This window comes from Spirosoma sp. 48-14, assembly GCF_001898575.1.
Classification (GTDB): domain Bacteria; phylum Bacteroidota; class Bacteroidia; order Cytophagales; family Spirosomataceae; genus Spirosoma.
Genome location: NZ_MKUD01000063.1, coordinates 455,098 through 478,785 on the forward strand (window position 1 = coordinate 455,098; position 23,688 = coordinate 478,785).

The window sequence follows — 23,688 nt, forward strand, 5'->3', positions numbered from 1 at the left end:
CCAACCGAAGCGTCGACTAGGCTGAGGGTGAAGTAAAATCAGGTAACTGAATCAGTTTGACCCTGCGGAAAAACCGCCAGGTAAGCAGAACCGCTGCTATGGTAAGGCCGGCCAATAAGCCAATCCAGACACCAATAGCATCCATACCCAGAGGAAAAGCCAAGACATAGCTCAAGGGTAGCGCCACAATCCAGTACGAGAACAGTGTAATCAGCGTTGGAACATTTACATCCGACAAGCCCCGCAGACTACCCAATGCCACAACCTGAACCCCGTCGGAAAGCTGGAACACCCCAGCAATAATCACCAGCGATGCGGCAATCCGTATAACCGCCGGGTTGTCACGAATATAGAGGGTAACCAGCCATTCGTTGGCCGTTAGAAAGACCAGGGCCATCAGCGTCATGAAACTGATCGACAGCATAAAAGCCGCAATCCCTGCCTGCCAAACCCCTTCCCGACTTCCCCGCCCTACAGACGCGCTTACTCGTATAGCTGCTGCCGACGAAATACCTGTTGCCATCATATAGGTAACCGACGCCATATTGATCGCAATCTGGTGAGCGGCCAATCGATCCTCGCCAAGCCAGCCCACAATGACTACCGCCAGTGAAAACGTAGCTACCTCAAAGAAAAAGGTCAAGCCGCCCGGTATACAGAGCCGCAGGATTTCCCAGGCTTCGGCATTCGTTGGTAACGTACGGAACTGAGGGAGCAGAAATGGTTTAAAACGTCCCGACCGATACACATACATCAGCATAGCACCCGCCATAAACGTTCGCGATAGAAGGGTAGCAACTGCCGACCCCATCAACCCCATAGCTGGAAAAGGCCCTGCCCCTTTAATGAGCAAATAGTTAAACAGGGCATTCAGGAAGAGGGCCGAAAGCGTAATGACCATAGCGACACGTGGATAGCGTAAACCATCGCACAACTGGCGAGCACCCACAAAAATCATTAACGGTACCAACGACGCGCTCAGAATCAACATAAAATCGCGGGACAACCGCGTTACTTCTGCACTCTGACCAAACAGATCAAAATTGAACGCCAATAAGGCAGAAAGGCTTCCTAAAACGAAACTTAGCAAAAGTCCTACCCGTAACCCTGCCCGAAACAGGCGGTTTACGGCAGCAGGGTCATTTTGGTTGTGCGACTTCGACACCAGAGCCGCCACTACCGTTAAACCACCTACCCCAATACTCGACATCAGGAACGACAACGAATTGGCCAGCCCGGCAGCCCCCAGTGGAACAGCCCCCAGCAGACGCCCAACGAACAGGTTATCTGTAACCCCCATCAATACAACACCCAACTGAGCAATGATAATCGGAACGCTCAGACGAATGGTATCGGTGATTTCGGAGCGGTAACGGGTTAGCAAAGAGGTGGGAGTATAGGACATAGGGGTACTAAACAGAAGTCGACGACAAAGGTAACCTTTCCCACTTGCTTATTCCCTATGCCCCTACTCCTTTGCCCATTGCCGCTTGGTCCTTTCTTCGTACTTTTGTTTTCTTATTGATATAAACCAGGCAAGGCCTTTGAAAGAATACGGCAGCAGTATCCAAAAGCTGGTTGACAACATGGTCAACATTGAAGATCGGGAGAAGCGTACCCGCTACGCGCATATCCTGATCGAGTTAATGCGACAGATTCACCCCAACATGAAAGATGGGCAGGACTACTACAACAAACTGTGGGATGACCTATATATCATGTCGGGCTTTACTCTCGATGTCGACAGCCCCTACCCTCCTCCATCGGAAGAAGCCCTGGGTAAAAAACCACAGCGAGTCCCCTACAACACGCACCATCTAAAATTCAAACATTTTGGCCGAAATGTGGATTTACTGGTAGCGAAAGCCGTTGCGCTGGAAGATCAGGAAGAACGTAGAGCGTTTGTTTCGTACCTAACCCGCCTGATGCGTACGTTTTACCAGGCCTGGAATAAAGAATCGGTAGAAGACGAAACCATCTACCAAAGTCTGATCGAGATCTCGAACGGGCAACTTTACGACGACATCAAACTCATTCGGGAAGAAGGGCTGGTGGAGTCTACCCCGCGCGAGCGTACGGGTGATCAGCCCCAGCGTATCAGCGGCAATGCGAATTATCGCAATGATCGCAACCGCGACGGAGGCTCGAATCAGGGACGCCAAAATCGTGATGGAGGCAACCGAAACTTTGGCAACCGAAATAATGGGAATGGGCCAGGTTCCAATCAGGGGCGCCAAAACCGCGATGGTAACCGAAATTTCGGCAATCGCAATGGCGGCTCAGGTGGCCAAAACCGAAACAACGACCGTCGGAGACGATAAACTAGATTAATGAGTAATGGTTAATGCATAATGAACAATGTTGATAGAGCTATCGACAACATTATACATTAACCATTATTCATTATGCATTAATCATTATTCATCATTTCCTAAATGGCATCTTTTCAAATTACAGGTGGGCGCCGACTCAAAGGCGAACTTATTCCGCAAGGAGCAAAAAATGAAGCTTTACAGATTCTTTGTGCCGTACTGCTCACAAAGGAGCCTGTTGTGATTCATAATATCCCAAACATTCGCGATGTCAACCAGCTCATCGACCTGTTGGGTGATTTAGGGGTTTGGGTTACCAAAATTGGCGAAAGTTCGTACCGTTTCCAGGCTAGTGATGTTAACCTGGAGTATCTGGAATCCGAGACATATAAACGAAAAGCAGCTGCTCTGCGTGGTTCGGTTATGCTGCTGGGCCCTATGCTGGCTCGATTCAAAAAAGGACGGATTCCTCGACCAGGTGGCGATAAAATCGGCCGTCGTCGGCTGGATACCCATTTTCTGGGCTTTGAGAAGTTGGGAGCCCAGTTCAACTACGACGCCAATGATGGTGGCTATTATCAGGTTGATGCCAGTAACCTACGTGGTACCTATATGCTGCTGGATGAAGCGTCGGTAACGGGTACAGCCAACGTGCTGATGGCGGCTGTTATGGCGGAGGGTATTACGACCATTTATAATGCAGCCTGTGAACCCTACCTACAGCAACTCAGTCGAATGCTCAATTCGATGGGAGCTAAAATTTCGGGGGTTGGCTCCAATCTGCTAACCATCGAAGGTGTATCGGAACTGAAAGGTACCGAACACACCATGTTGCCCGACATGATCGAAATTGGCTCGTTTATTGGTCTGGCAGCCATGACACAGTCAGAAATTACAATCAAAAACTGCCGGATTCCTGAGCTGGGTATCATCCCCGACCAGTTTAAGCGACTAGGCATTCAGATGGAATTCCGGGGCGACGATATTTACATTCCGGCTCAGGAGCATTATCAGATCGAGACGTTTCTGGATGGCGGTATGATGACCGTTGCCGATGCGCCCTGGCCAGGGTTCACACCCGATTTGCTGAGCATTGTGCTGGTAACGGCTGTTCAGGCGCAGGGAACGTTGCTTATCCACCAGAAAATGTTCGAAAGTCGGCTCTTCTTTGTGGATAAACTCATCGACATGGGTGCTCAGATTATTCTGTGCGATCCGCACCGGGCTACGGTGGTAGGCCTCAATCGGCAGATGCCCCTAAAAGGTATCCGTATGTCATCGCCAGATATTCGGGCAGGCGTTGCATTGCTCATTGCGGCTATGTCGGCCAAAGGAACCAGCATCATCGACAGCATCGAGCAAATTGACCGGGGTTACCAGAATATCGATACCCGACTAAACGCCATAGGTGCCGAGATCATTCGGTTGTAACCAAAAAGGCTTTATTTTTGAACCCAATACACTATGGTGTATTGGGTTTTCTTTTATTATCATGAATAATAGAGGCCGTTTTCAGGCACAGGGACAGCATTTAGAAGAATCTGAATCTTGGGCTCAGGAAGAGCCCTTATACTCTGATCAAGCAAAGAGTAAATTGTTAAATCTAAAAGAAAAACTATCTTCACCTGAGAGAAAGAAGAGGGAAAAAGCGTTTACTCAATGTCAAGTCGCTATTACCAGAGCCTGTGAGAATGGTGGTATTTTAGTAGATGGTAATAGGCCATACATAAAATCTTACCCAGGGAATGATAAGGAACGAGTTGATGTGGAAGTATGGAAAGGAAAAGCTTTTTTAAGAAGAAATGATGATGCAACTTGCTAGATATAAAAACTTTCTTTTAGATAAAGACCTCTATTTCCAAAACAAAAAATTCTGGAATGATACAGTCAGTCGTTTAAGTAATGCTGACTATACTGAGTGGGTCATTACAAAGTTTGCGAATGGTGAGGATTTTTTTGATGGTAATCCGATTTTCTCTGCGCTTTACGAGCGCTTGAATAAAGCCATAAGAATTATACAAATAGAAAAAGACATTCTTATTCCTGAACTTAGAGTTTGGCTGGAGAATGTACAGTATGAAGATAGATCGAACATTAAAGAGTTACTAATTGTCATTCAACCGAGCGATAGTGCTTTTCAAACAGCGCAATCCATCATAACCACCTTCTTAAAAGGGTTGTCTGTCAAGAAATATATCACAACCTCCAATGCATTTTATAAAAGTAAAGCTCAACAAGCCCGCGCTAAATTGGTCATGGAATCGTTTGAAAAAACCAACCAATACTCACAGCCCCGCAAGGTTATAGCAAAAAAGTCGGCTAAAGGAGAGTTGAGAGCGATATAGCCAACTAAACCTTCTGGCTTCATTTTTGTCTTTAGTATATAATCCGTTTACTTAGGCGATTGATATTGTCTGTAAAAAACCATTTGCAAAGCATGAAAACGCTACAATCCAATTTAGTGATCTGGGGATTAGCCTTCTCTCTGTCTGGAATTTCGTTTGCCGCCTGCGCTCAGGCAACCACAAGTGCCGCCACGTCAACCCATTCAGCCAGCGACCCGGCTAAAACGGCCTTATTGACTCCTCTGCAACAGACGGTTACGAAAATAAAAAAACTGGTAGCCACCGGAGACCCTGACTTCGATTATGCCTTTCAGGCGAAGATTCATGCCCAGGGCGCTCAGGACTTACTGAAACAGGAAATTCAAAACGGCAAGGATACATCGCTGTTGAAAATGGCAAAAACGCTGTTGCCAGCTACCGAAGCCGATATTAATCTGGTCGATGGTACAATGCGCCAGTTGAAGCCTACCCGCCCGAGCCAGGCGTTTACACAACAGCAAAGCCGCAATATTGAGGCTATGGGTCTGAAGTTGCAGCAAACCGGCACCAGCGATAAACTGACCAGCAACCTGGATAAGAACTTCGCCACCTTGCTAGCCGATCAGCGTCAGGATGCTATCGATATGGCTACGACTTATCTGCAATACGGCAAAAACGAAACACTGCGGACGTACGCCCAGCAGTTGATCGACCGGTCGAAGAAAGAAATCGAGCAGATTAAAGGAATGCAAAAATAAAAACCCGGTTCAACGGGGTATATAGAAATGGGAGGTATATTCATGCCTCCCATTTTTGTGTTTATGGACGTAACCAACTCATTCATTCCAACGGCAGGTACGGCGGGCATCCTGCCTATGATTACCTATTTTTTTCTGATCGTAGCAATGCTTGCCTTTATCGGCAATTTTGTCTTCATACTATTTTCCTCAACCAGACTATCACTTTCACCCATACGACCACCTTACCGCCAGATGCCAAATCTGCTGGCTATTTGTGCATTAATAGTGGGCTTTGTTTATTACCTGCTACAAGCTTATTACCGGGATGTACTGGCAGAACTACCTACTGTCACGGACCCGAACGACCGCCAAACGCTGCTGCGTGAGTCCTATAATGCCCTTGGTCAGTACCGTTATATGGGCTGGTTCATAACCACTCCATTGCTGCTCCTGCATCTTATTCTTATTACCCATATCCAACTTGAATCCATTAAACGTCCACTGGCATCCCTATTGCTATCGGCTTTTTTCATGGCGATTGCCAGTTATATAGGACACCAACAACTATCGTTTGATAATGAGATTCAGATTGGACAGAAGCTGACCTGGGGGCTGATTGCCCTTGTCGATTACGTATTCATCCTGTTTACGCTAAACCGATTACGTAATCAATGTGTGGGTGACACACTCAGCAAACAACCGTTTATTCGTCTGACGGCCCTATCGATTATCAGTAGTTGGGGGATTTATTTACTCGGCTATTTCCTGACGCTCCTGCCTATCGATCTCAACTGGATTCACCTTTTGTTTACAGTAACTGACCTTACGAGTGTAATTGGCAGTAGTCTAATCGCTTATCTATACAGCCCCCACGAACTTTCCGAAAGGTGATTTATAATTCCTCGATACCGTAACCTCCTACCATCATGCATAACCTCTACAAACTTTCTCTCTTTCTCTGGCTATTCAGCTCCCAAGCCAGCTATGCCCAAAATGGAATCGTCGTCTTTCAGTCTGATTTTGGGCTGAAAGATGGGGCCGTATCTGCTATGAAAGGAGTAGCCATGGGCGTATCACCCGCGCTCAAATTATTCGACCTCACACACGACATTCCGGCTTATAACATTTGGGAAGCTGCCTATCGACTGCATCAAACGGTTCCTTACTATCCAAAAGGCACGGTGTTTGTATCCGTTTGCGATCCGGGAGTTGGGACCGAACGACATTCGGTAGTACTACTGACAAAAACGGGTCACTATATCGTAACGCCCGACAACGGAACGCTCACCTTAGTAGCCGAGCATCTGGGTATCGGCCAGGTCCGGCAGATCGACGAAGCAATCAACCGACTACGGAATTCAAACCAGTCATACACGTTTCACGGACGCGATGTATATGCCTATACAGCCGCCCGACTGGCCTCGCATACCATTCGTTTCGAACAGGTAGGCCCTAAGTTGCCAAACGAAGTTGTACGATTGCCCTACCAAAAAGCGGAAGCAGCCAATGGTATGTTGAAGGGAACCATCCCGGTGTTGGATATTCAGTACGGGAATGTCTGGAGTAATATTCCCAAGTCGATGATTGACCAGCTTGGCATAAAGCCGGGGGGCATGGTTCGGGTGCAGATTTTTCAGAACGATCAATCGCTGTATGACAGATCCGTTGCGTTCGTCAACACCTTCGGCGAAGCGGCCATTGGCGACGATGTGGCCTATATCAACAGTCTACTGAACTTCTCAATAGCCGTCAATCAGGGAAATTTCTCAGAAAAATATAAAGTGTTCAGCGGCCCCGACTGGAAGATTGTCGTTAGTAAGACGAGCAAGTAACGCGGGTGGAAACCCGCGATGGTGGCTAATAGCGCGGGTCTCCACCACCTTACAACAGCTATACATTCTGCATCGTGCTCAGCTTCCGATAGAACCCTTCATCCAGCGATAGCAGTTCGTCGTGGCGACCGCGCTCAACGATACGTCCCTGATTGACGACCAGAATCTCATCGGCATGCTGAATGGTACTCAGTCGGTGGGCAATAACGAGCGTTGTTCGGTTGGCCATCAGACGCGTCAGGGCTTCCTGAACCAGTTTTTCGGATTCGGTATCGAGGGCCGATGTGGCCTCATCCAGAATCAGAATCGGCGGATTTTTCAGGATTGCGCGGGCAATGCTGATACGCTGCCGCTGCCCCCCCGATAGTTTGCCCCCTCGATCGCCAATGACAGTCTGGTATCCATCGGGTTGCGCCATGATGAATTCGTGGGCATTCGCAATCCGGGCAGCTTCCATTACCTGGGCCTCAGTCGCTTTACTACCAAAGGCGATGTTGTTAAAAATGGTGTCGTTGAACAGAATACTTTCCTGCGTCACAATACCCATCTGAGCCCGTAGGGATGCCATTGTGCAGTCGCGCAGATCCACCCCGTCGATTCGAATATTACCTGATGTTGGATCATAAAAACGGGGAATCAGATCGGCAATGGTCGATTTACCGCCACCCGATGAACCAACCAGGGCGATGGTTTTGCCTTTAGTCAGTTCAAAACTAATGTCGCGCAATACAGGCGTATCTTCATTGTAGGCAAACGATACAGACTGCACCGAAATCCGGTCGCTAAACGTACCCAGTGTAATAGCTCCCGGTTTGTCCTGAACGGCCGATTGGGTATCGATCAGTTCCAGCACCCGCTCGCCCGACGCTAGCCCCCGCTGCGAACCGCTAAAGGCGTTGGAAATATCCTTGGCCGGGCGCGTCACCTGCGAGAAAATAGCGATGTAGGCAATAAACTGGGCGGCTGTCAGGTCCGATTGGCCACTCAGTACCAGCGATCCACCGTAGAGCAAGATTCCGGCTACCACTGCCACGCCCATCACTTCAGAAAAGGGAGAGGCCAGCTCCCGGCGGTTTGCCAGCGACCGAACAGCCTGTCGATAGCCTTCGTTTTCCTGCCGAAACTTATTGAGAATAAACCCTTCGGCCACAAAGCCTTTTACCACCCGCATGCCGCCAAATGTTTCGTCGAGCAAACTTACCAGGCTACTCAGGCGCTGCTGACCTTCCTGAGCATCGCGTTTCATCCGTCGAACCAGGGTAGCAATAAATCCCCCCGAAATCGGGATAACGATGATGGCAAATAGCGTCAGCTTTACTGAAATGCTCAGTAACGCAATGATGTAGCCGATCAGCAAAAACACTTCTTTCGACCCCGCCGACAATGTATTGGCAATGGAGTTTTCAACCTCCTGCACATCCGTCGTGATGCGCGACATCAGATTCCCTTTCCGCTCGTTGGAGAAAAAGCCCAGATGCAGGTGAATGGTCCGGCTAAAAACGGTTTCACGCAGGGTAGCCACCATCCGGGCCTTGAACGACTCTAGCTGCCTGACTGACAGATACTTAAAAACATTACTCAGTAAAACCGATACGATTATAATACCACACACAAATTGGAGAGCGCCGATTTTACCATACTCCTGAAATACCTGAGCAAAGTAATAATTAAAAGCTTCGGTCGGCGATGAAGTAATGGAGGGAGCCGGTTGATTCAGAAACGCCTGCATCCGTTTGGCATCGACCTGTTCGAACAGGATGCTTAGCAGGGGAATCAGCAGCGTAAAATTAAGTACACCAAACACACTGGCAATCAGCGACGTCAACACAAATGGCGCCAGGAAGCGACCCAGTGGTCTGGCAAACGAGAGTAATCGACTATATGTTTTCATTCGTGGTGCAAAGATAACTGAAACGTCGGCCCGGCGGAATTTATCTGATTTAGGGATTAAACAGATTTTGCTCGCATTGCGAATCCATACAGCTACAAAATCCTATTCATCCGTAAATCCGTTAAATCCCGATTTAGACCTATACCTAAGATTTGGAGGTATATAATTTCTTTGTGTATATTTAATGCATGAACACGTCCAATAACTCCTCTTTATTGAAAGGTAGCCTGTCGGTGATTATTCTACGTCTATTGGAAGATCGTGACAAGATGTATGGCTACGAGATCACGCAGAAGGTGAAGGAACTAACGGCTGGTGAAATGACCATTACCGAAGGGGCTTTGTACCCAGCCCTGCACAAGCTCGAAGCCGAAGGGTTACTAACTACCGAAACGCAGATTGTGGATGGTCGCGCCCGTAAATACTACTCGCTCACCAAAACCGGGCATACCGAAGCCGCCGGACGCATCGCCGATTTAACCGCCTTTCTGGAAAACCTGAATCTGGTTCTGAAACTGAAACCTAGCCTTTAAACATGTCCCTTTCGAATAAACAAATTACGGCTCTACGGCACGACCTGATCGGGTTGGCGTCTATTACCTACGACGATTTACTAGCTGAATTAGTTGACCACTATGCTACACTTACCGAACAGAAGATGGCAGCAGGGCAGTCATTCGATGAAGCCAGTAAATGGGCCTGGTTCGAATTAGGTGGTGGCATAGGCCTTGATCACATACAAAAGGACTATGAAAAAAGTATTGTCCGGCAGGTGCGCATTCAGCATAGGGCCATTCTGAAAAGTTATTTTCGCTGGCCCACAATTCTATCGACTACCCTGCTGTGTTTGCTTCTTTTCATACTTGTCCCTTTACTCCCTCCCAACACAGTAGCTACCAGTATTTTCTATCTCGCGTTATCTCCATTAGTACTGCTGGTTTGGGGGTATTTCAAAAGCGTCGATCAGCGCATTTCAACGGGTAAACTGGTGTGGCAGTACTTTCAAAATCAAGGTATGATTCCCATAAACCTATTACAGATCAGCCTCAATCTGACTAATGCCTTTTCTGAAAAAAGCTCACATACTATTCGCAATTTTTTACAAACCTACCCAATAGTATCTGTCCTGATTTGCCTGCTGACCCTACTGTATAGCCTTAGTTTTGTTCAGCTTTTCTATAAAAAGTTTTATTATAAACTCGCCTAAAGCCATGCTCACTGCTGCCCAACAAGCCGATCTTGATTATCATCTTCGCGAAGTCAATTTGCTCACGAACGAAGAATTGATTCTTGAACTGACCGACCATTATACGGTCGCCCTTACCGAATACATATCGCAGGGCATGACGTTTGAAACCGCGTTAACCGAGGTTCAAAAAGCCTTTGGGAGTCGAAAAGGGTTACAGAAAATGGAGCGGCAGTACAACCGGGTAACGTTTGTACACTATGACCAGCGCTGGCAACAGGCATTGGCAGCACAGTTTCAGAAACCGCTCGTATGGCGTCAGACAGCCCCTGTTTACCTGATGCTACTCGCTTTATCTTTTCTCTGGTATACGCACCAATGGGATTACATCTTTAGCGGAGCGGCACAAGGCTTTATCATAGGAAAACTTACTGGGCTGCTCTTGATAGCGTGGCCATACTTGAAAGCCCTATTCAGGCATGGTATCCATAATATCCCTACCGAAGCGCTGTATCTGCTAAAACGACACGGTGTCATACTCCCAATGTTATATGGTTTAGGTGTCGTCGGATATTACTGGATTCTTCCGGCTTTACCATACCCCTATCAGCCAATCCTGCTTTCATTATATCTGAGCCTCTTTGGGTTGTATATGCGTACCGGAAACCTAATGTATGAGTCGTTGTATGACACTTACTCAACTCGATAAAACATCACTGAACTAATCCTGTATATAACTCCCAATACGTTTTGGCAACATCAGGCCAGCTAAACGTGGCGGCTCGTCGGCGCAGACGCTCCTGGCGGAGGGGGTTTTGAGCGAAATCCCGCAGTCCCTCATCCAGGGTTTGGGCCATAGACTCAGGCTCGAAATTTTCAAAATAATAGGCTTCCTTTCCGCCTACTTCGGGTAGGCTGGTGAGCCGGGAAATAAACACGGGCTTTCCGAATGTCATGGCTTCGGCTACGGGCAAACCGAATCCTTCCGATAAAGATGGGAACAAGAAGGCCGTACAATGCGCATAAAGCCACCGTTTTGTTGATTCATCGATCGAACCCGGCATCAGTAGTCTGTCGGCAATGCCCAGCTTTACCGCCTGCTCGCGAATGTGCTGAGCATAGGGGTGACCATCAGGACCAGCCAGTACCAATCGGTAATCTGGAAAGGCCTCCAGCATAGGTAGTAAAGTATGGACGTTCTTTTTTGGGTGAATAACACCCACAAACAGAAAGAAGGGCGCATCAACCAATGAATCAATCCATGCTGACTTCGGCGGTTCTGTTGGGGTCTCGGCCGGATTAACGGCTACTCCATTTGAAATAACCTGTACCGGTTTATCGGTCACCAACTGTTCACGAACCACCGATGCTGTATACTGAGAAATGGCGGTTAAGGCCGTCGCTCGATTTACTTTTTTTTGTAAACGAGCTAGTTTACGGGCTTTGGTAGATTCCGAATAATCCGGTCGTTCAAGAAAATTAAGGTCGTGAATCGTCAGGATGAGTTTTGCCTGACTGGGCAGATAAGCCGAATCCTGATGCAAACAATGCCACACATCATATTGACCGGGTATCCAGAATTTGCGAGTCCAGGAGGCTTCTATATAGCTCACCGAACCCCCGAAAATGCCTGTTTTACCTTCGGGGACCAGAAACATTAGCTGCCATTCGACGGGCGATTGGCGCACAAGTTCCTGACCAAGATGCAAACAGACCTGCCCTAACCCACTGTTAAGATCACGCAGACGTTCGGTATCGATAAAAAGTGTGGGCATGTAAAGGCGATTTTTCGGCAAAATTGGCGAATTCTAAAATGGTTTGGGAACACACCCGACTTCATGGCCTGAAATTTCGCCTTGCCAGCGTACTTTTGCGGTATGACTTTACAAAATGATCTGCTGCTCCGCACCGCACGGGGCGAACTGACCGAACGAGCTCCGGTCTGGATGATGCGGCAGGCCGGGCGCGTGTTGCCTGAGTACCGTGCCGTCCGCGAACAGGCTGGTAGTTTCATCACACTAGCCAAAACCCCCGAACTGGCTGCCGAAGTGACCATTCAGCCTGTCGATGCGTTTGGTGTCGACGCGGCCATTATCTTCTCCGATATTCTGGTGATTCCCGAAGCCATGGGGTTACCTTACGAAATGGTCGAGAGCCGGGGCCCTGTTTTTCCCGAAACGGTCCGCACTATGGACGACCTCAAACGGCTACGGGTAGCCGATGCTGAAAGTGATCTGGGCTACGTACTGGATGCCATCAAGCTGACCAAGAAAGAGTTGAATGGCCGGGTTCCGCTCATTGGATTTGCCGGGGCGCCGTTCACCATTTTCTGTTACATGACGGAGGGCAAAGGTTCCAAAACCTTCTCGGTTGCCAAAAAACTGCTCTATACCGACCCCGATTTTGCCCACGCGTTGCTCCAGCAAATTACGGACAGCACGATTGGCTATTTGCAGGCCCAGATCCAGGCAGGGGCCGATCTGGTACAGATTTTCGATTCCTGGGCAGGTATTCTCTCGCCCGAACAGTACCGGACATTCTCGCTGCCTTATATCAAGCAAATCTGCGATCTGATCACCGGAACACCGGACCGCGAAGTACCCATCACTGTTTTTGCAAAAGGTGCCTTTTTTGCCCGACAGGAAATCGGTCAGCTAAGCTGCGATGTGGTTGGCCTGGACTGGAACATGGACCCGCATGAGTCGCGGCAATTGATTCCCGACCGGGTATTGCAGGGTAATCTGGACCCTTGTGTGCTTTATGCCGATTTCGCCCAGATTCGGGCCGAAGTGAAGCGGATGTTTGATGGTTTCGGTCATCAGCATTACATCGCCAACCTCGGCCACGGCATCTACCCCGATACCGACCGCGACAAAGCCCGCTGTTTTGTCGACGCGGTGAAGGAACTAGGAGCCGTTTGATGTTTCATCAGGTGACTACATGAAAAGTACAAACTGTGACATCTAGTACTGTTTGTACTTTTCTCAGGCTGGTTTTATAACTAATCTTATGTAAAGAGATTAATCAAAGATCAATTCACATTCAGGTGCTTTTACCTTATACCCCGTTATCTTGCTTTCTTCCAATTTCCGATGTAAGTTCTCCGATATATAATTCCGTATAGATAAAAATTGTGTTCCCCAAAAATCTAGTGCTTTATCAAAGTTTTCATTAAACACGAGTTTTATAGCTTTAGGAGCAGGAGGGGTGTTCGTGTATATGTTTTTATAATCCTCAAAACTCAGTATTGAAGTACTTCCAAATTGATCTAAAACAGGGTGCCTACTTGCCTGAAAGGCTGATTGGCTAAAATTTACATTAGTCTGTCCTGTCTCCATCTGGTAGTAAAACCACCAGTAACCGTCTATATGCTTAAGAGTTTTGCCGCGCTTTTCTGGTTGATGCAAAACGACTTTATAAAAGCAATGCTCAGGTAAATGACAGCTCTCTAAAATGGTTTTCAACCGATCACTGACAAAATAACCTCTTAGGACACCAGCAACGTCTATAAAATCAGTTAAATAAGCGTCTTTATCCAATGTGATCCCAATCCATTTTGCATCAAAATTTGGTTTATTACCAGCCATGTAGTCGTGAGCATCTTTAATAAATGCCTTCAATTCCTGATGGACTAACCAGAATTCTTTAGTAGTCCATGCTTGTGATGTGCCATCCCTGATGCCTATAATTTTAGGGCGGTCGTCCATCTGTAACTGTAGAAATTTTGGACCAGTCATGAGTAGTCAGAATGCGTATCGGCCATTGAGATCTGTTATATAAGTGGCAATATGCTAGCTAAGATTCATTTTAGTGAATTAATTGCTTTCCAAACAGCATCAACTGTATTCCAAAAACTATTAACCTGTTCTGAGTCTAAATTTGCTTTATAGAATGGAGTGTTATCTGGATACCAATTTGTTGGCGACAAACGACCGGCAGTAGGTAATAGTAAATAAGTTTGGTTACACTCAACTTCTAGATCACCCGCTTGACTGCCTCCCACATAGCAATATCGTTTCTCAGTATCCTTGCTTTTGATATCTGTAAAGCTATTCAACAACACTTTAGAAAAGCCTTTGAAAAAGAGGTAGGCAAAGTCAACGTAAGCTAACTTATTAGTAGGGTTAAGAACGTGCTCAGATATGCCAAGATTGATAATTGGCACAAGTATAGAATCCTCTCGAACGACTAATGATCCACGATAACTTTCAGACGTATCGATAGCATCTTCAATAGCTGCGAATGCTCTAAACTCTTGACTCATCTCTGTTGTGTAATCAATTATGTGTTAAGCCATAGTCTGATACACTCACAGGTCAAGCCAACAGATTCTCTTTTGCTTCTTCTTTCAATTTAGCTTTGTCGATTGGTACTACGCCAACTGATTCGCAAACCAGTCCACCTCCGAGATTCGACAATCCAGCAATAACATGTGGGGGTTGTTTTAGAGCAACACAGCAGGCAGCAATACTGATCACGGTATCGCCCGCACCCGATACGTCGGCAATTTTGCGAATGTGAGCCGGAAGTTTCTGTTTCTCTCCGTTGAAGTCAATAAATACCCCTCGCTCTGAAAGCGTAATCAGCGCACCCTTTACATTCAGTTGCTGCTTCAGTTGGTCAACAGCGGCCTGAAATTCGTCGGGGTCATCGACATCAAAATCAACTTTCAATCCCTCGCGTAGTTCTTTCAGATTGGGTTTAAAAAGGGTCGTATTCTGATACGACAGGAAGTTACGTTTCTTGGGATCAACCACCGTCGGAACGCCCTGTTCATTGGCAAAATCGGTGATTTCGGCAATAGCATCCTTACTCAGAACACCTTTGTCGTAATCCTCAAAAATAACGACATGGCAGGTCGGAATCAGACTTTTAGCTTTGTCGATCAGCTTTGCCCGTTCAACCGAAGTGATGTATTTATCAGTCTCGGTATCGACACGAACGACCTGCTGTGATCCGGCAATAATCCGCTCTTTGATGGTCGTGATTCGGTCGTCACTACGAATAAGCCCATCGCAGTTTAACCCCCGGTCACAGAGTTCTTTTTCAAGCTGATCGCCCGACGCATCTGTACCAATTACGGAACAAATAATGGCTTCGGCCCCTAGTGCCTGTACATTGAGCAGTACGTTTCCAGCCCCCCCCAGTCGCAATTCACGACGGTCGAACCGAACAATAGGAACGGGAGCTTCGGGAGAAATCCGCTCAACATGGCCCCACACGTAGGAATCAAGCATAACGTCGCCAATGATCAATACGCGTAGATTATCGAACTGATCGAACAATTCATCAAGCGTCATATCCAGAACAGGATTCATAAATTGAACAGGTTGTGAATTACAAAGAAACGAAAACAAACGATTCGCCCGGATAGGTTTGCCGACTACTTATAGAACGATGATCTACCAGTTAGTTAACCAACGCGATACCAGATCCGGTTTGAGAAAAAGCCCAATGGCAGGAATCGTCAGGATAACTGCTGTCCAGACTGCCAGTTTAGGCAAAGCAACGTTAGGAAAGGGTTCCAATTCTGTGGGTCTTGATCGGAAGAATAACAGAAACGGAATCTTAAGATAATAGGCTAGCCCAATCAGTGTGTTTAAAAGACCTAAAGCAAACAATAGCAACAGCCAGCTATCGCCCGTTTGCTGATAGGCATCGTAAAGAGCTGAAAACGATAGGAGCTTAGCCGTAAAACCGACTGTCGGTGGCAAACCCGTTAGGGCAATCATAACCACGGTAAGCGCAATTGACAGCAGCGGTTGTTGTGAACCTAGTCCGGCAAAATTTTTGATGGTCAGATCACTGCCGTTGCTACGCGCCAACAGGTCAATCAGAAAAAAAGCAGCCAGTGTTATAAACAGGTACGTACCTATGTAAAACAAAACAGCATTGAACCCAGCTTCGCTCATCGCCACCACCCCAACCAGTAGAAATCCGGCATGGGCAATGCTCGAATACGCTAGCAGCCGTTTGGCGTCCGTTTGCCGGAGCGCCGACAGATTCCCGATCAGAATACCAGCCAGGGCCAATACAGCCAGCGGAGTTTGTATCGCTGCCGTTGTGGCTCCCCCTACTGGCGAGTCGATTGGCAAAGACGTTACTACCCGCATCAGAACCAATATAGCAGCCGCTTTGGGGGCTATCGAGAAAAAGGCAGCTACCGGAACCGGAGCAGCCTCATACGCATCGGGGGTCCAGACATGAAAGGGAACGCCAGCCAACTTAAACAACAGACCAGCCAGCGTCAGTACTATAGCAACCGTTGCAACGGGAATTTCCTGCTGAGCCAGTTGGGCACCGAAAGCATCGGCCGTCAGATCAAGGGTTCCGGTCATGCCATACAGCAACGACATACCATAAAGCATAACGGCCGAACTGATTGAACCAAACAACAGGTATTTGATGCCTCCTTCTGAGGCTTTTCGATCGGTGGTGAGTGCCGTAAGCAGATACGAGCAGATCGAAACCAACTCGATGCTCAGGTAAATACTAAGCAGATTGACCGAAATGGTCATCAGAAACAAACCTAAGGTCATGGCAACCAGTATCGAGTACCATTCCAAAGGCAGTTTTGTGGCACGCCCAAATCGCTCCGATGACGTTGCCACTTCATAAAGTAATACGGCAACAGCACTTAAGGCCACTACCTGCTGAATGAAAATAGCCTGGTTATCGACAAAAAGCAGATGCATGAACAAAAAACTGCGCGTAGGTAACCTAATAGCCCACACACCTGCTACCCCTACGACGAGTATACTTAAGCCAGCCAGATAGGGTCGAGCATTTGACAGAGCCACTGCCCGAACCAGCACCAACTCAACTACCAGGAGCACACATACGGCCACTGATAGCCAGATCTCGGGCCCAAAGCCACCGAGGCTATTTAGAATGTCGTTTAGTTGGTCGGTAAGAGACAAAGCTTTTTAAACGAGTGAGAAGCCAGAAGTGAGAAGTGCGAAGGCTGACGCTTGTTTTCCTGATTCGTCGGCCTGCTCACTCCTCACTCCTCGCTCCTGGTACTACATAATCCCATCTTTACCCGGCTGCCCATCATACTGATGCAGCTTAACGGGTTTTTCTTTTTTACGGAGCTGAATATTCAGGAATTCAACTAGCAAGGAGAAGGCAATAGCAAAATACAGGTATCCTTTCGGTACGCTGCCCACTTCCTGATCGAACATAACTACTTCCGAAAGGTGAGCCCCTTCAGCCAGCAGCATGAATCCGATCATGATCAGAAAGGCCAGACCCAGCATCTGAATAGTAGGGTGATCGTTTACAAAACGACCGACTGGACCAGCAAAGAACATCATAATCAGAATCGACAGCACCACAGCAACCATCATAACGGCAACGTTCTGCGTCAGGCCAATGGCCGTCAGGATCGAGTCGATCGAGAAAACGATGTTGGTCACTGCAATCTGTGCCACTACACTGGAAATGGTCGTTTTGCTTTTTGTTCCGCCAGTTGTTTCGTCATGGTCTCCCCCTTCAAGTTTGTGATGGATTTCAGACGTTGCTTTGTAAAGCAGAAACAACCCGCCACCAAACAGAATAAGACTTTGCCCTGTAAAAGCAGCTTTAAACCAGCCAGCATCGACATGGGTAAACGGTTTACTCAAAGAGATCACAAACGAGATACCCATTAGCAACACCAACCGAAAGGCCATCGCCAGACCGAGACCAATATTTCGGGCTTTTGGCTGATCGTTACGGGCAAGCTTGTTGGCCGCGATAGAGATAAAAATGATATTGTCGATCCCCAGTACGATTTCCAAAAACGTTAGGGTTATCAAACTGACAATAGCTTCAGCAGTAAACAGGTCGCTCATTCGGTGAACAGATGTATGGCCCAAAATTACCCGCTACAAGCCGGGTCTGCAACATCTTGTTTAACAAAGACGTAGAAACCGGATAAAAGGCATGCCAAAAGGACCATTGGTACACAGCCTAAAAACAATGAAAGAAGCAACATATTCTCTACATATTGCGTACTGGTATGAAGGGTATCCAGCCTGGGATCAAAACCCTGCGTTTTCGGCATAGTTCATGTAAAGCAATACATATTATGGCCTATGACCGTATAAGTCTGGGTGCAATTCAAAAATATAGACTCATAAATAGTTCATTAAAAAGAAAATTCTAGACATTTGAAAGCCATTAAAAGCTCCCGGTAACATAATGACCTATATACGCGTTATTCAATGAAACATAGTATTAGAAAGCCTGTTATGTCCGGTTTCACATGCCACAATACATAAGGTTTAGTGTATTGCCATTTAGTAACATTCTGAAAAAACGTTTTTATCTGTGCCAAAACTGATTGTTCGTGTTCTACTCGGGTTACTTGCCCTCGTCCTATTATTGGCGGGGTTTTTGGTGCTTGTAGCCACTACACCCTGGGGACAGCAATTTGTTACGAAACAGGTAAACTCCTACCTGGCCAAAAAACTTCAGTCACCTTTTCATATCGGACACATCCGCTACTCAATTCCCGACTGGATTGAATTAGAGGATGTCTTTTTCCAGACTCCTAAAGGCGATACCCTCCTGAATGGCGGCCGGATGCGGGTCGATCTGGATATGTGGGGGTTACTTAATAACCGTGTGGCTCTCAATCAGATTGAGTTGGAGCGTATACGGTTGAACATTACCCGCACACTGCCCGACACGACATTCAACTTTCAATACATTCTCAACGCATTTGACACCGGCTCAGCACCCGAACCCTCAGATACGGTGTCGACTCCGATGGCGATTAATCTGACGGGAATAGCCCTTCGGGATGTGCGGATCAAGTATAAAGACGATGTAGCCGGAGCCGATGTCAATGCGTACCTCGATAGCTTACGGGCAACCTTCAGCGAAACCGACGTCGATAAATCGAAGTATCACCTGTCTAGTGTTACAGGCAACGGGCTGAATGTCTACACGCGATTGTATGAGGGCTTGCCGACACCCCCCAGTGCTCCCAGCAAGCCCGGCGATACGCTTGATCTGGCGTTGGGAAAATGGCAACTCAACCATACTAAATGGGACGTACGCGTCGAAACAGCTGATTTTGTCACCAAAGGAGCCGCCGATCGGCTCGCTATGGAGTCGGACTATCTGTATCTGGAAGGGCAAAAAATTGGCATTAAATCACTTGAATTAACCAATGGGGATATTGCCGCTCTCCTGACCAAACCCACAAAAAAACCGGTAACTACGCCAGGAGCATCCACATCAGCAACCGTAGCGTCATCCACGCCGGGCGAATCCACGCCAGGCTGGCAGGCTAAGCTGACGAATGTGCGGTTCGCCAACAACCGAATCCAGTTCGATGATGAAACAGCTCCCCGCCAGAAACAGGGCCTTGATTATGGGCATCTCGATTTACGGAGTCTGGGCATCGACGGTCGTTTTCTGGTTTATCAGGACTTAGGCAAGCGAGGACAACGCATCAGCGGTCAACTGCGCAACGGACGGTTCCGGGCAACGAGCGGTTTTGTGCTCCAGCAACTCGACGGCAACGTACTTTATACCGATACCACCACCACGCTTACGAAACTATACGTTCAGACACCGACGACCCTTTTGCGCGACCAGCTTGTGCTGCGTTATGATTCGTTGAGTCAGTTAACCGATCCACGCTTTGCCAAACGCGTGAGTGTGAAGGTAAATCTGCGCGACAGTCGGTTATCGGTCGATGATGTCCTTCAATTGGCTCCAGCCTTAGCCAATACTCCTCCATTTGCCGGAAATAAGGGTGGCGTATTCCGTGCCAATGCTCAGGCCGTTGGTACCCTGGCTTCACTGAATCTGCCCCGACTGGAATTTCAGATGCTGTCGGGGACTCGCATCCGGGCGAGTGGACGGCTGACCAATGTAACCGACCCCAATCATCTGGGTGTGGCCATGACCGTTCAGGAAGCAACCACTAGTCTGGCAGATATCAACAAACTGGCTCCGAAAAGTTCAATCCCATCGTCCATTGCCCTACCGCCTTCCATCAAACTAACGGGCAAGATCAACGGGCAACTGAATGACCTTATTTTAGATACCAGGCTAAACACAGCCTGGGGCACGGCCAACTTCGACGGGCGGCTGGCTGGTTTCGTTTCTGGCAAACGACAAACCTATAAAGGCACGCTTAATTTAGCCGATTTTGACGCGGGCAAGTGGTTGAAACAGACAGGCACCGTTGGTAAAATAACGGGCCGGGCTACGGTCGATGGACAAGGCATAGATGTCAATACCCTCACCACTCGCTTCGATCTGGCCGTTCAATCGGCCGAACTAAACGGCTATACTTACCAGAATCTCGATGCCGAAGGGAAGCTGGCCAATGGAAACCTGACCATTACCGGAGCCCTTAAAGACCCCAACGCCAACCTGAAACTCGATGCGCAGGTAGGCCTGAAAGGTGAGTTCCCAAGCGTAACCGGAGAGACGGTGATTCAGGAACTGAATCTGCAAAAGCTGAAACTCTACAAAGACCCGCTATCGCTGAAAGGGCGGATTGTCATGAACATGGCATCGACCAACCCTGATAAGCCTGTCGGTACTATTTCGGCACAGGATGCGGTGCTTGATCTGAATGGCAAAAGCTATCCCGTCGATTCGCTTTATGCTCGTCTGGATGCCAATGGCCTTAACAAAAGCGTGATCGCTCAGTTGCCCGGTGCCCGACTTAGCCTGGACGGGCAATTCAACTACCCACAACTTTACGACATCATTGCGGGCGAAATTAGCCAGTACATTGCCCTACCGGCATTGGCCTACAAACGCATTCCTCCTCCCCATGCGTTTACTCTCTCACTAAAAGCCTACCAAAATCCACTCTTCCAGGCCTTTGTGCCCGCGCTCACCCGCATGGATACGGTTCGACTGGATGCATACCTGGACAACAATCGGGATACGACCCTCTCAGCTACACTCCGAACGGGTGTCATTGTATACGATACCACCACCCTACAGGGCAGTTCCTTTGCCATACGGGGGGCCAACAACCAGCTTAAAGTAGATGGGCGGATTGCTGGTGTACTCTATAATGGCATGACCATCCGGGAAACGGACTTAAACGGAATCGCAGCCAACAATCGGTTCCAGTTTTCGATGGTCAACAAAGATTCGATCAATCGGGATTTACATGGGCTGGCTGGCACACTTAGCGTTGTCGATTCGAGTTATCGATTCCAGTTTGCCCGAAATGGCCTCCTGACCAATTACCAGCGGTGGCAGACCGACACAAGCGGTTTTGCCCAATATGGCAATAATGGGGTCTTGATCAACAATCTGCATATTGAACAGGGGAAGCAATCACTCGAAATCAGCAGTACTGAACAGTATGGCAATGCCCCGATTCGGGTTACGGCCCGCTCCCTCGATGTAGCCAACCTGGCCCGGTTAGCCAATCAGGATACAACCCTGGCCAGTGGCGAACTGAATGGCACCGTCGTAGTGCGAAATTATATGGGCACTAATGAGAGTCTGGCGTTTATTGGGTCGGTCTATGTCGATAGCTTACAGGTGATGCAGAAACCCATCGGTAATCTGACCGCCCGGTTCAACAATACGACCGAAGGACGAATCAGTGTCAACACAACCCTGGCTGGCCCTTACAATGATGCTGCCATAACCGGATTCTATAACCCAAATAATGCCAAAGAAGCCCTGAATCTGGCCATCAAACTGAATCGGCTCGACGCCCGAACAATCGAAGCCTTTAGTTTCGGTGAATTACGTCAGGCCAAAGGCAAACTCACTGGCGACTTTAGTGTAGCTGGGGCCATCGATAACCCGGAGATGGACGGTAGTGTCGCCTTCGATTCGGTTGCGTTCAATATCAAACAGCTTAATTCAACCTATCATATCGATCAAGAGAAACTGGCCTTCTCTGGACAAACGATCACCTTAAACGACTTTAGTCTGCGCGATTCGCTGGGTCGAACGCTTACCACCAATGGCACCGTCGTGCTCAAAAACCTGCCGAATGCGGCTTACAACCTACGTGTTCAGGCCGATCATTTCCAGGTACTCAATGCCTCCCGAAAAGACAATGACTATGCCTATGGCCAGGCTTCGGTCAGCACCGATCTCCGAATTAAAGGAACGGGGAGTGATGCTTCTGTCAATGGTACGGTCCGTCTCGAAGATGGCAGCAAAATTTCGATGGTGTTGCCCGATGAAACCGCCAGTGCCAATGAAGCCAACGGCATTGTTACGTTCATCAACCATAACGACTCGCTGGCGCTGGTAAAGTATCTGTACCAACCTAAGCAGGATAGTCTGGCCCCCCGGCTCTCGTTTGACAAGTTAACAAACTCAACCATTTCAGTCGATCTGGAGGCCGATGAAAAATCAGAACTGACCATTGTCGTGGATGAACTCAACGGCGACTACCTAAGAGTACGAGGGAATGCCCGGCTCAATGTAGGAGTCAATGCTGCGGGTCAGGTAAGTGTACTTGGCCGATATGAGGTAACCGAAGGCGAATATTCGCTGACCTACCAGGTACTGAAACGTAAGTTCGAGCTTCAGAAAGGCGGTTACATCAACTTCTCGGGCGATCCACTTAAAGCTGACATCAACATGACGGCTATTTACAAGGTATCGACTTCTCCGGGTGATCTGATTGGTAATGAGTCGACCAACGTAGATGCCTCATCCCTAAAGCGGAAATTACCGTTTGAGGTGTTATTAACGATTAGTGATAATCTGGCATCACCTAAGCTAAGTTTCGACATTCGTTCACCAGAGGCTGAAAGTGACATAGCAGCAACGAGTGTTTTAGGCACAAACGTCGAGAATAAACTGAAAGAGCTTCGACAAGACCCATCGCAGGTCAATAAACAGGTTTTTGCGTTGTTAGTACTAAATCGGTTTCTGCCTGAAAATACCTCCGATTTCTTCTCTGGCTCCGATAATGGCGGGCTCAACACACAGGCCGAAAACCTTGCCCGTAGTAGCGTCAGTAAACTTATTTCCGATCAGTTGGGCCGACTGGCATCGGGTGTACTGAAGGGGTTTGATGTCGATTTTAATTTACTTTCTCAGGCAGGTAGTGCCAATACAGGCGGCACAAACAACGGCTCTCGTACCGATCTGAATGTAGGTGTATCACGAAGTTTTCTGGCGGGTCGTGTTACCGTTTCGGTTGGTAAAAACTTTGTGCTCGACAACTCAGCTAGTGCAGCTACTCCCAGCCAGAATCAGGTATTCGACAACGTTTCGGCCAACTATAATGTTACCCGAGATGGCCGGTACGTATTACGAGCATATCGCCGGAACGACTATCAGGCCGTACTGGATGGATATGTTATTGAAACGGGTATTGGGTTCATTATTACGATGGACTACAATACGTTATCTGAAATCTTCCGGAAGTCGTCGCCGGGTACAACGATGAACTAATCCGT

General features: G+C 48.0%; 20 protein-coding genes. 12 read left to right on the forward strand and 8 right to left on the reverse strand.

Features of this window, described 5'->3' with window-relative positions:
- Positions 1-16: 16 nt before the first annotated feature.
- Positions 17-1,405 (reverse strand): MATE family efflux transporter, encoded by a 1,389-nt coding sequence (locus tag BGO59_RS28890; RefSeq protein WP_293689712.1) that lies wholly within the window; start codon positions 1,403-1,405, stop codon positions 17-19.
- 139 nt (positions 1,406-1,544) lie between these two features.
- Here BGO59_RS28890 and BGO59_RS28895 point away from each other — a divergent pair, with 139 nt between their 5' ends.
- The 7 genes from BGO59_RS28895 to BGO59_RS28925 all read left to right on the forward strand — a co-directional run bounded on the left by BGO59_RS28895 (position 1,545) and on the right by BGO59_RS28925 (position 7,208).
- Positions 1,545-2,321, forward strand: coding sequence for a DUF4290 domain-containing protein (locus BGO59_RS28895; RefSeq protein ID WP_293689715.1), 777 nt, complete (start codon positions 1,545-1,547; stop codon positions 2,319-2,321).
- 114 nt (positions 2,322-2,435) lie between these two features.
- Positions 2,436-3,743 carry a UDP-N-acetylglucosamine 1-carboxyvinyltransferase gene (gene murA, locus BGO59_RS28900; protein WP_293689717.1) on the forward strand — a complete coding sequence of 436 codons (1,308 nt, stop codon included), beginning with the start codon at positions 2,436-2,438 and terminating at the stop codon, positions 3,741-3,743.
- 61 nt (positions 3,744-3,804) lie between these two features.
- A complete protein-coding gene (locus tag BGO59_RS28905; RefSeq protein WP_293689720.1) occupies positions 3,805-4,134 on the forward strand; it encodes a hypothetical protein in 330 nt (109 codons plus the stop codon).
- A complete protein-coding gene (locus tag BGO59_RS28910; RefSeq protein WP_293689722.1) occupies positions 4,115-4,657 on the forward strand; it encodes a hypothetical protein in 543 nt (180 codons plus the stop codon). The genes BGO59_RS28905 and BGO59_RS28910 overlap by 20 nt, the downstream gene beginning before the upstream one ends.
- 92 nt (positions 4,658-4,749) lie before the next feature.
- Complete coding sequence (locus BGO59_RS28915) at positions 4,750-5,394, forward strand: DUF305 domain-containing protein (RefSeq protein WP_293689724.1); 645 nt, start codon at positions 4,750-4,752, stop codon at positions 5,392-5,394.
- 42 nt (positions 5,395-5,436) lie between these two features.
- The gene (locus tag BGO59_RS28920; RefSeq protein ID WP_293689726.1) at positions 5,437-6,267 is read left to right on the forward strand and encodes a bacteriorhodopsin; all 831 of its coding nucleotides are present in this window, start codon (positions 5,437-5,439) and stop codon (positions 6,265-6,267) included.
- A gap of 35 nt (positions 6,268-6,302) precedes the next feature.
- Entirely contained in the window at positions 6,303-7,208 is a 906-nt protein-coding gene (locus tag BGO59_RS28925; RefSeq protein ID WP_293689728.1) for an S-adenosyl-l-methionine hydroxide adenosyltransferase family protein, read from the forward strand.
- A 58-nt stretch (positions 7,209-7,266) separates the two neighbouring features.
- On the opposite strand, the gene BGO59_RS28930 is transcribed toward BGO59_RS28925, so the two are convergent.
- The gene (locus BGO59_RS28930) at positions 7,267-9,099 is read right to left on the reverse strand and encodes an ABC transporter ATP-binding protein (RefSeq protein WP_293689730.1); all 1,833 of its coding nucleotides are present in this window, start codon (positions 9,097-9,099) and stop codon (positions 7,267-7,269) included.
- A gap of 188 nt (positions 9,100-9,287) precedes the next feature.
- On the opposite strand from BGO59_RS28930, the gene BGO59_RS28935 reads away from it, so the two are divergent.
- Genes BGO59_RS28935 through BGO59_RS28945 form a run of 3 tightly spaced genes read left to right on the forward strand, consistent with a single transcriptional unit; the run spans position 9,288 to position 10,994 of the window.
- Complete coding sequence (locus BGO59_RS28935) at positions 9,288-9,632, forward strand: PadR family transcriptional regulator (protein WP_293689732.1); 345 nt, start codon at positions 9,288-9,290, stop codon at positions 9,630-9,632.
- A gap of 2 nt (positions 9,633-9,634) precedes the next feature.
- Positions 9,635-10,306, forward strand: coding sequence for a hypothetical protein (locus tag BGO59_RS28940; RefSeq protein ID WP_293689735.1), 672 nt, complete (start codon positions 9,635-9,637; stop codon positions 10,304-10,306).
- 4 nt (positions 10,307-10,310) lie between these two features.
- The gene (locus BGO59_RS28945; protein WP_293689737.1) at positions 10,311-10,994 is read left to right on the forward strand and encodes a hypothetical protein; all 684 of its coding nucleotides are present in this window, start codon (positions 10,311-10,313) and stop codon (positions 10,992-10,994) included.
- A 4-nt stretch (positions 10,995-10,998) separates the two neighbouring features.
- Here BGO59_RS28945 and BGO59_RS28950 read toward each other — a convergent pair whose 3' ends face one another.
- Positions 10,999-12,060 carry a glycosyltransferase family 1 protein gene (locus BGO59_RS28950; protein ID WP_293689739.1) on the reverse strand — a complete coding sequence of 354 codons (1,062 nt, stop codon included), beginning with the start codon at positions 12,058-12,060 and terminating at the stop codon, positions 10,999-11,001.
- A gap of 102 nt (positions 12,061-12,162) precedes the next feature.
- On the opposite strand from BGO59_RS28950, the gene hemE reads away from it, so the two are divergent.
- Positions 12,163-13,206: a uroporphyrinogen decarboxylase gene (gene hemE, locus BGO59_RS28955; protein WP_293689742.1), complete on the forward strand. Its 1,044-nt coding sequence runs from the start codon at positions 12,163-12,165 to the stop codon at positions 13,204-13,206.
- 99 nt (positions 13,207-13,305) lie between these two features.
- Here the strand turns inward: hemE and BGO59_RS28960 are convergent, their stop codons facing one another.
- The 5 genes from BGO59_RS28960 to BGO59_RS28980 all read right to left on the reverse strand — a co-directional run bounded on the left by BGO59_RS28960 (position 13,306) and on the right by BGO59_RS28980 (position 18,120).
- Positions 13,306-14,022 (reverse strand): hypothetical protein, encoded by a 717-nt coding sequence (locus BGO59_RS28960; RefSeq protein WP_293689745.1) that lies wholly within the window; start codon positions 14,020-14,022, stop codon positions 13,306-13,308.
- 65 nt (positions 14,023-14,087) lie between these two features.
- Positions 14,088-14,549: a hypothetical protein gene (locus tag BGO59_RS28965; protein ID WP_293689747.1), complete on the reverse strand. Its 462-nt coding sequence runs from the start codon at positions 14,547-14,549 to the stop codon at positions 14,088-14,090.
- 52 nt (positions 14,550-14,601) lie between these two features.
- Positions 14,602-15,603, reverse strand: a complete 1,002-nt coding sequence (locus BGO59_RS28970; protein ID WP_293689750.1) for a bifunctional heptose 7-phosphate kinase/heptose 1-phosphate adenyltransferase — start codon at positions 15,601-15,603, stop codon at positions 14,602-14,604.
- A gap of 84 nt (positions 15,604-15,687) precedes the next feature.
- Positions 15,688-17,205, reverse strand: coding sequence for an NADH-quinone oxidoreductase subunit N (locus tag BGO59_RS28975; protein ID WP_293689753.1), 1,518 nt, complete (start codon positions 17,203-17,205; stop codon positions 15,688-15,690).
- 102 nt (positions 17,206-17,307) lie between these two features.
- On the reverse strand, positions 17,308-18,120 hold the full coding sequence (locus BGO59_RS28980; protein ID WP_293689756.1) for a TerC family protein: 813 nt from the start codon (positions 18,118-18,120) through the stop codon (positions 17,308-17,310).
- Positions 18,121-18,598: 478 nt separating this feature from the next.
- Here BGO59_RS28980 and BGO59_RS28985 point away from each other — a divergent pair, with 478 nt between their 5' ends.
- Complete coding sequence (locus BGO59_RS28985; RefSeq protein WP_293689759.1) at positions 18,599-23,683, forward strand: translocation/assembly module TamB domain-containing protein; 5,085 nt, start codon at positions 18,599-18,601, stop codon at positions 23,681-23,683.
- The last annotated feature ends 5 nt before the right edge of the window (positions 23,684-23,688 follow it).

Coding starts and splice junctions, on each gene's coding strand:
- hemE (WP_293689742.1), top strand. CDS start 12,163: ATGACTTTACAAAATGATCTGCTGCTCCGCACCGCACGGGGCGAACTG.
- BGO59_RS28970 (WP_293689750.1), bottom strand. CDS start 15,603: ATGAATCCTGTTCTGGATATGACGCTTGATGAATTGTTCGATCAGTTC.
- BGO59_RS28945 (WP_293689737.1), top strand. CDS start 10,311: ATGCTCACTGCTGCCCAACAAGCCGATCTTGATTATCATCTTCGCGAA.
- BGO59_RS28965 (WP_293689747.1), bottom strand. CDS start 14,549: ATGAGTCAAGAGTTTAGAGCATTCGCAGCTATTGAAGATGCTATCGAT.
- BGO59_RS28925 (WP_293689728.1), top strand. CDS start 6,303: ATGCATAACCTCTACAAACTTTCTCTCTTTCTCTGGCTATTCAGCTCC.
- BGO59_RS28915 (WP_293689724.1), top strand. CDS start 4,750: ATGAAAACGCTACAATCCAATTTAGTGATCTGGGGATTAGCCTTCTCT.
- BGO59_RS28940 (WP_293689735.1), top strand. CDS start 9,635: ATGTCCCTTTCGAATAAACAAATTACGGCTCTACGGCACGACCTGATC.
- BGO59_RS28920 (WP_293689726.1), top strand. CDS start 5,437: ATGCCTCCCATTTTTGTGTTTATGGACGTAACCAACTCATTCATTCCA.
- BGO59_RS28890 (WP_293689712.1), bottom strand. CDS start 1,405: ATGTCCTATACTCCCACCTCTTTGCTAACCCGTTACCGCTCCGAAATC.
- BGO59_RS28935 (WP_293689732.1), top strand. CDS start 9,288: ATGAACACGTCCAATAACTCCTCTTTATTGAAAGGTAGCCTGTCGGTG.
- BGO59_RS28930 (WP_293689730.1), bottom strand. CDS start 9,099: ATGAAAACATATAGTCGATTACTCTCGTTTGCCAGACCACTGGGTCGC.
- BGO59_RS28980 (WP_293689756.1), bottom strand. CDS start 18,120: ATGAGCGACCTGTTTACTGCTGAAGCTATTGTCAGTTTGATAACCCTA.
- murA (WP_293689717.1), top strand. CDS start 2,436: ATGGCATCTTTTCAAATTACAGGTGGGCGCCGACTCAAAGGCGAACTT.
- BGO59_RS28960 (WP_293689745.1), bottom strand. CDS start 14,022: ATGACTGGTCCAAAATTTCTACAGTTACAGATGGACGACCGCCCTAAA.
- BGO59_RS28910 (WP_293689722.1), top strand. CDS start 4,115: ATGATGATGCAACTTGCTAGATATAAAAACTTTCTTTTAGATAAAGAC.
- BGO59_RS28950 (WP_293689739.1), bottom strand. CDS start 12,060: ATGCCCACACTTTTTATCGATACCGAACGTCTGCGTGATCTTAACAGT.
- BGO59_RS28905 (WP_293689720.1), top strand. CDS start 3,805: ATGAATAATAGAGGCCGTTTTCAGGCACAGGGACAGCATTTAGAAGAA.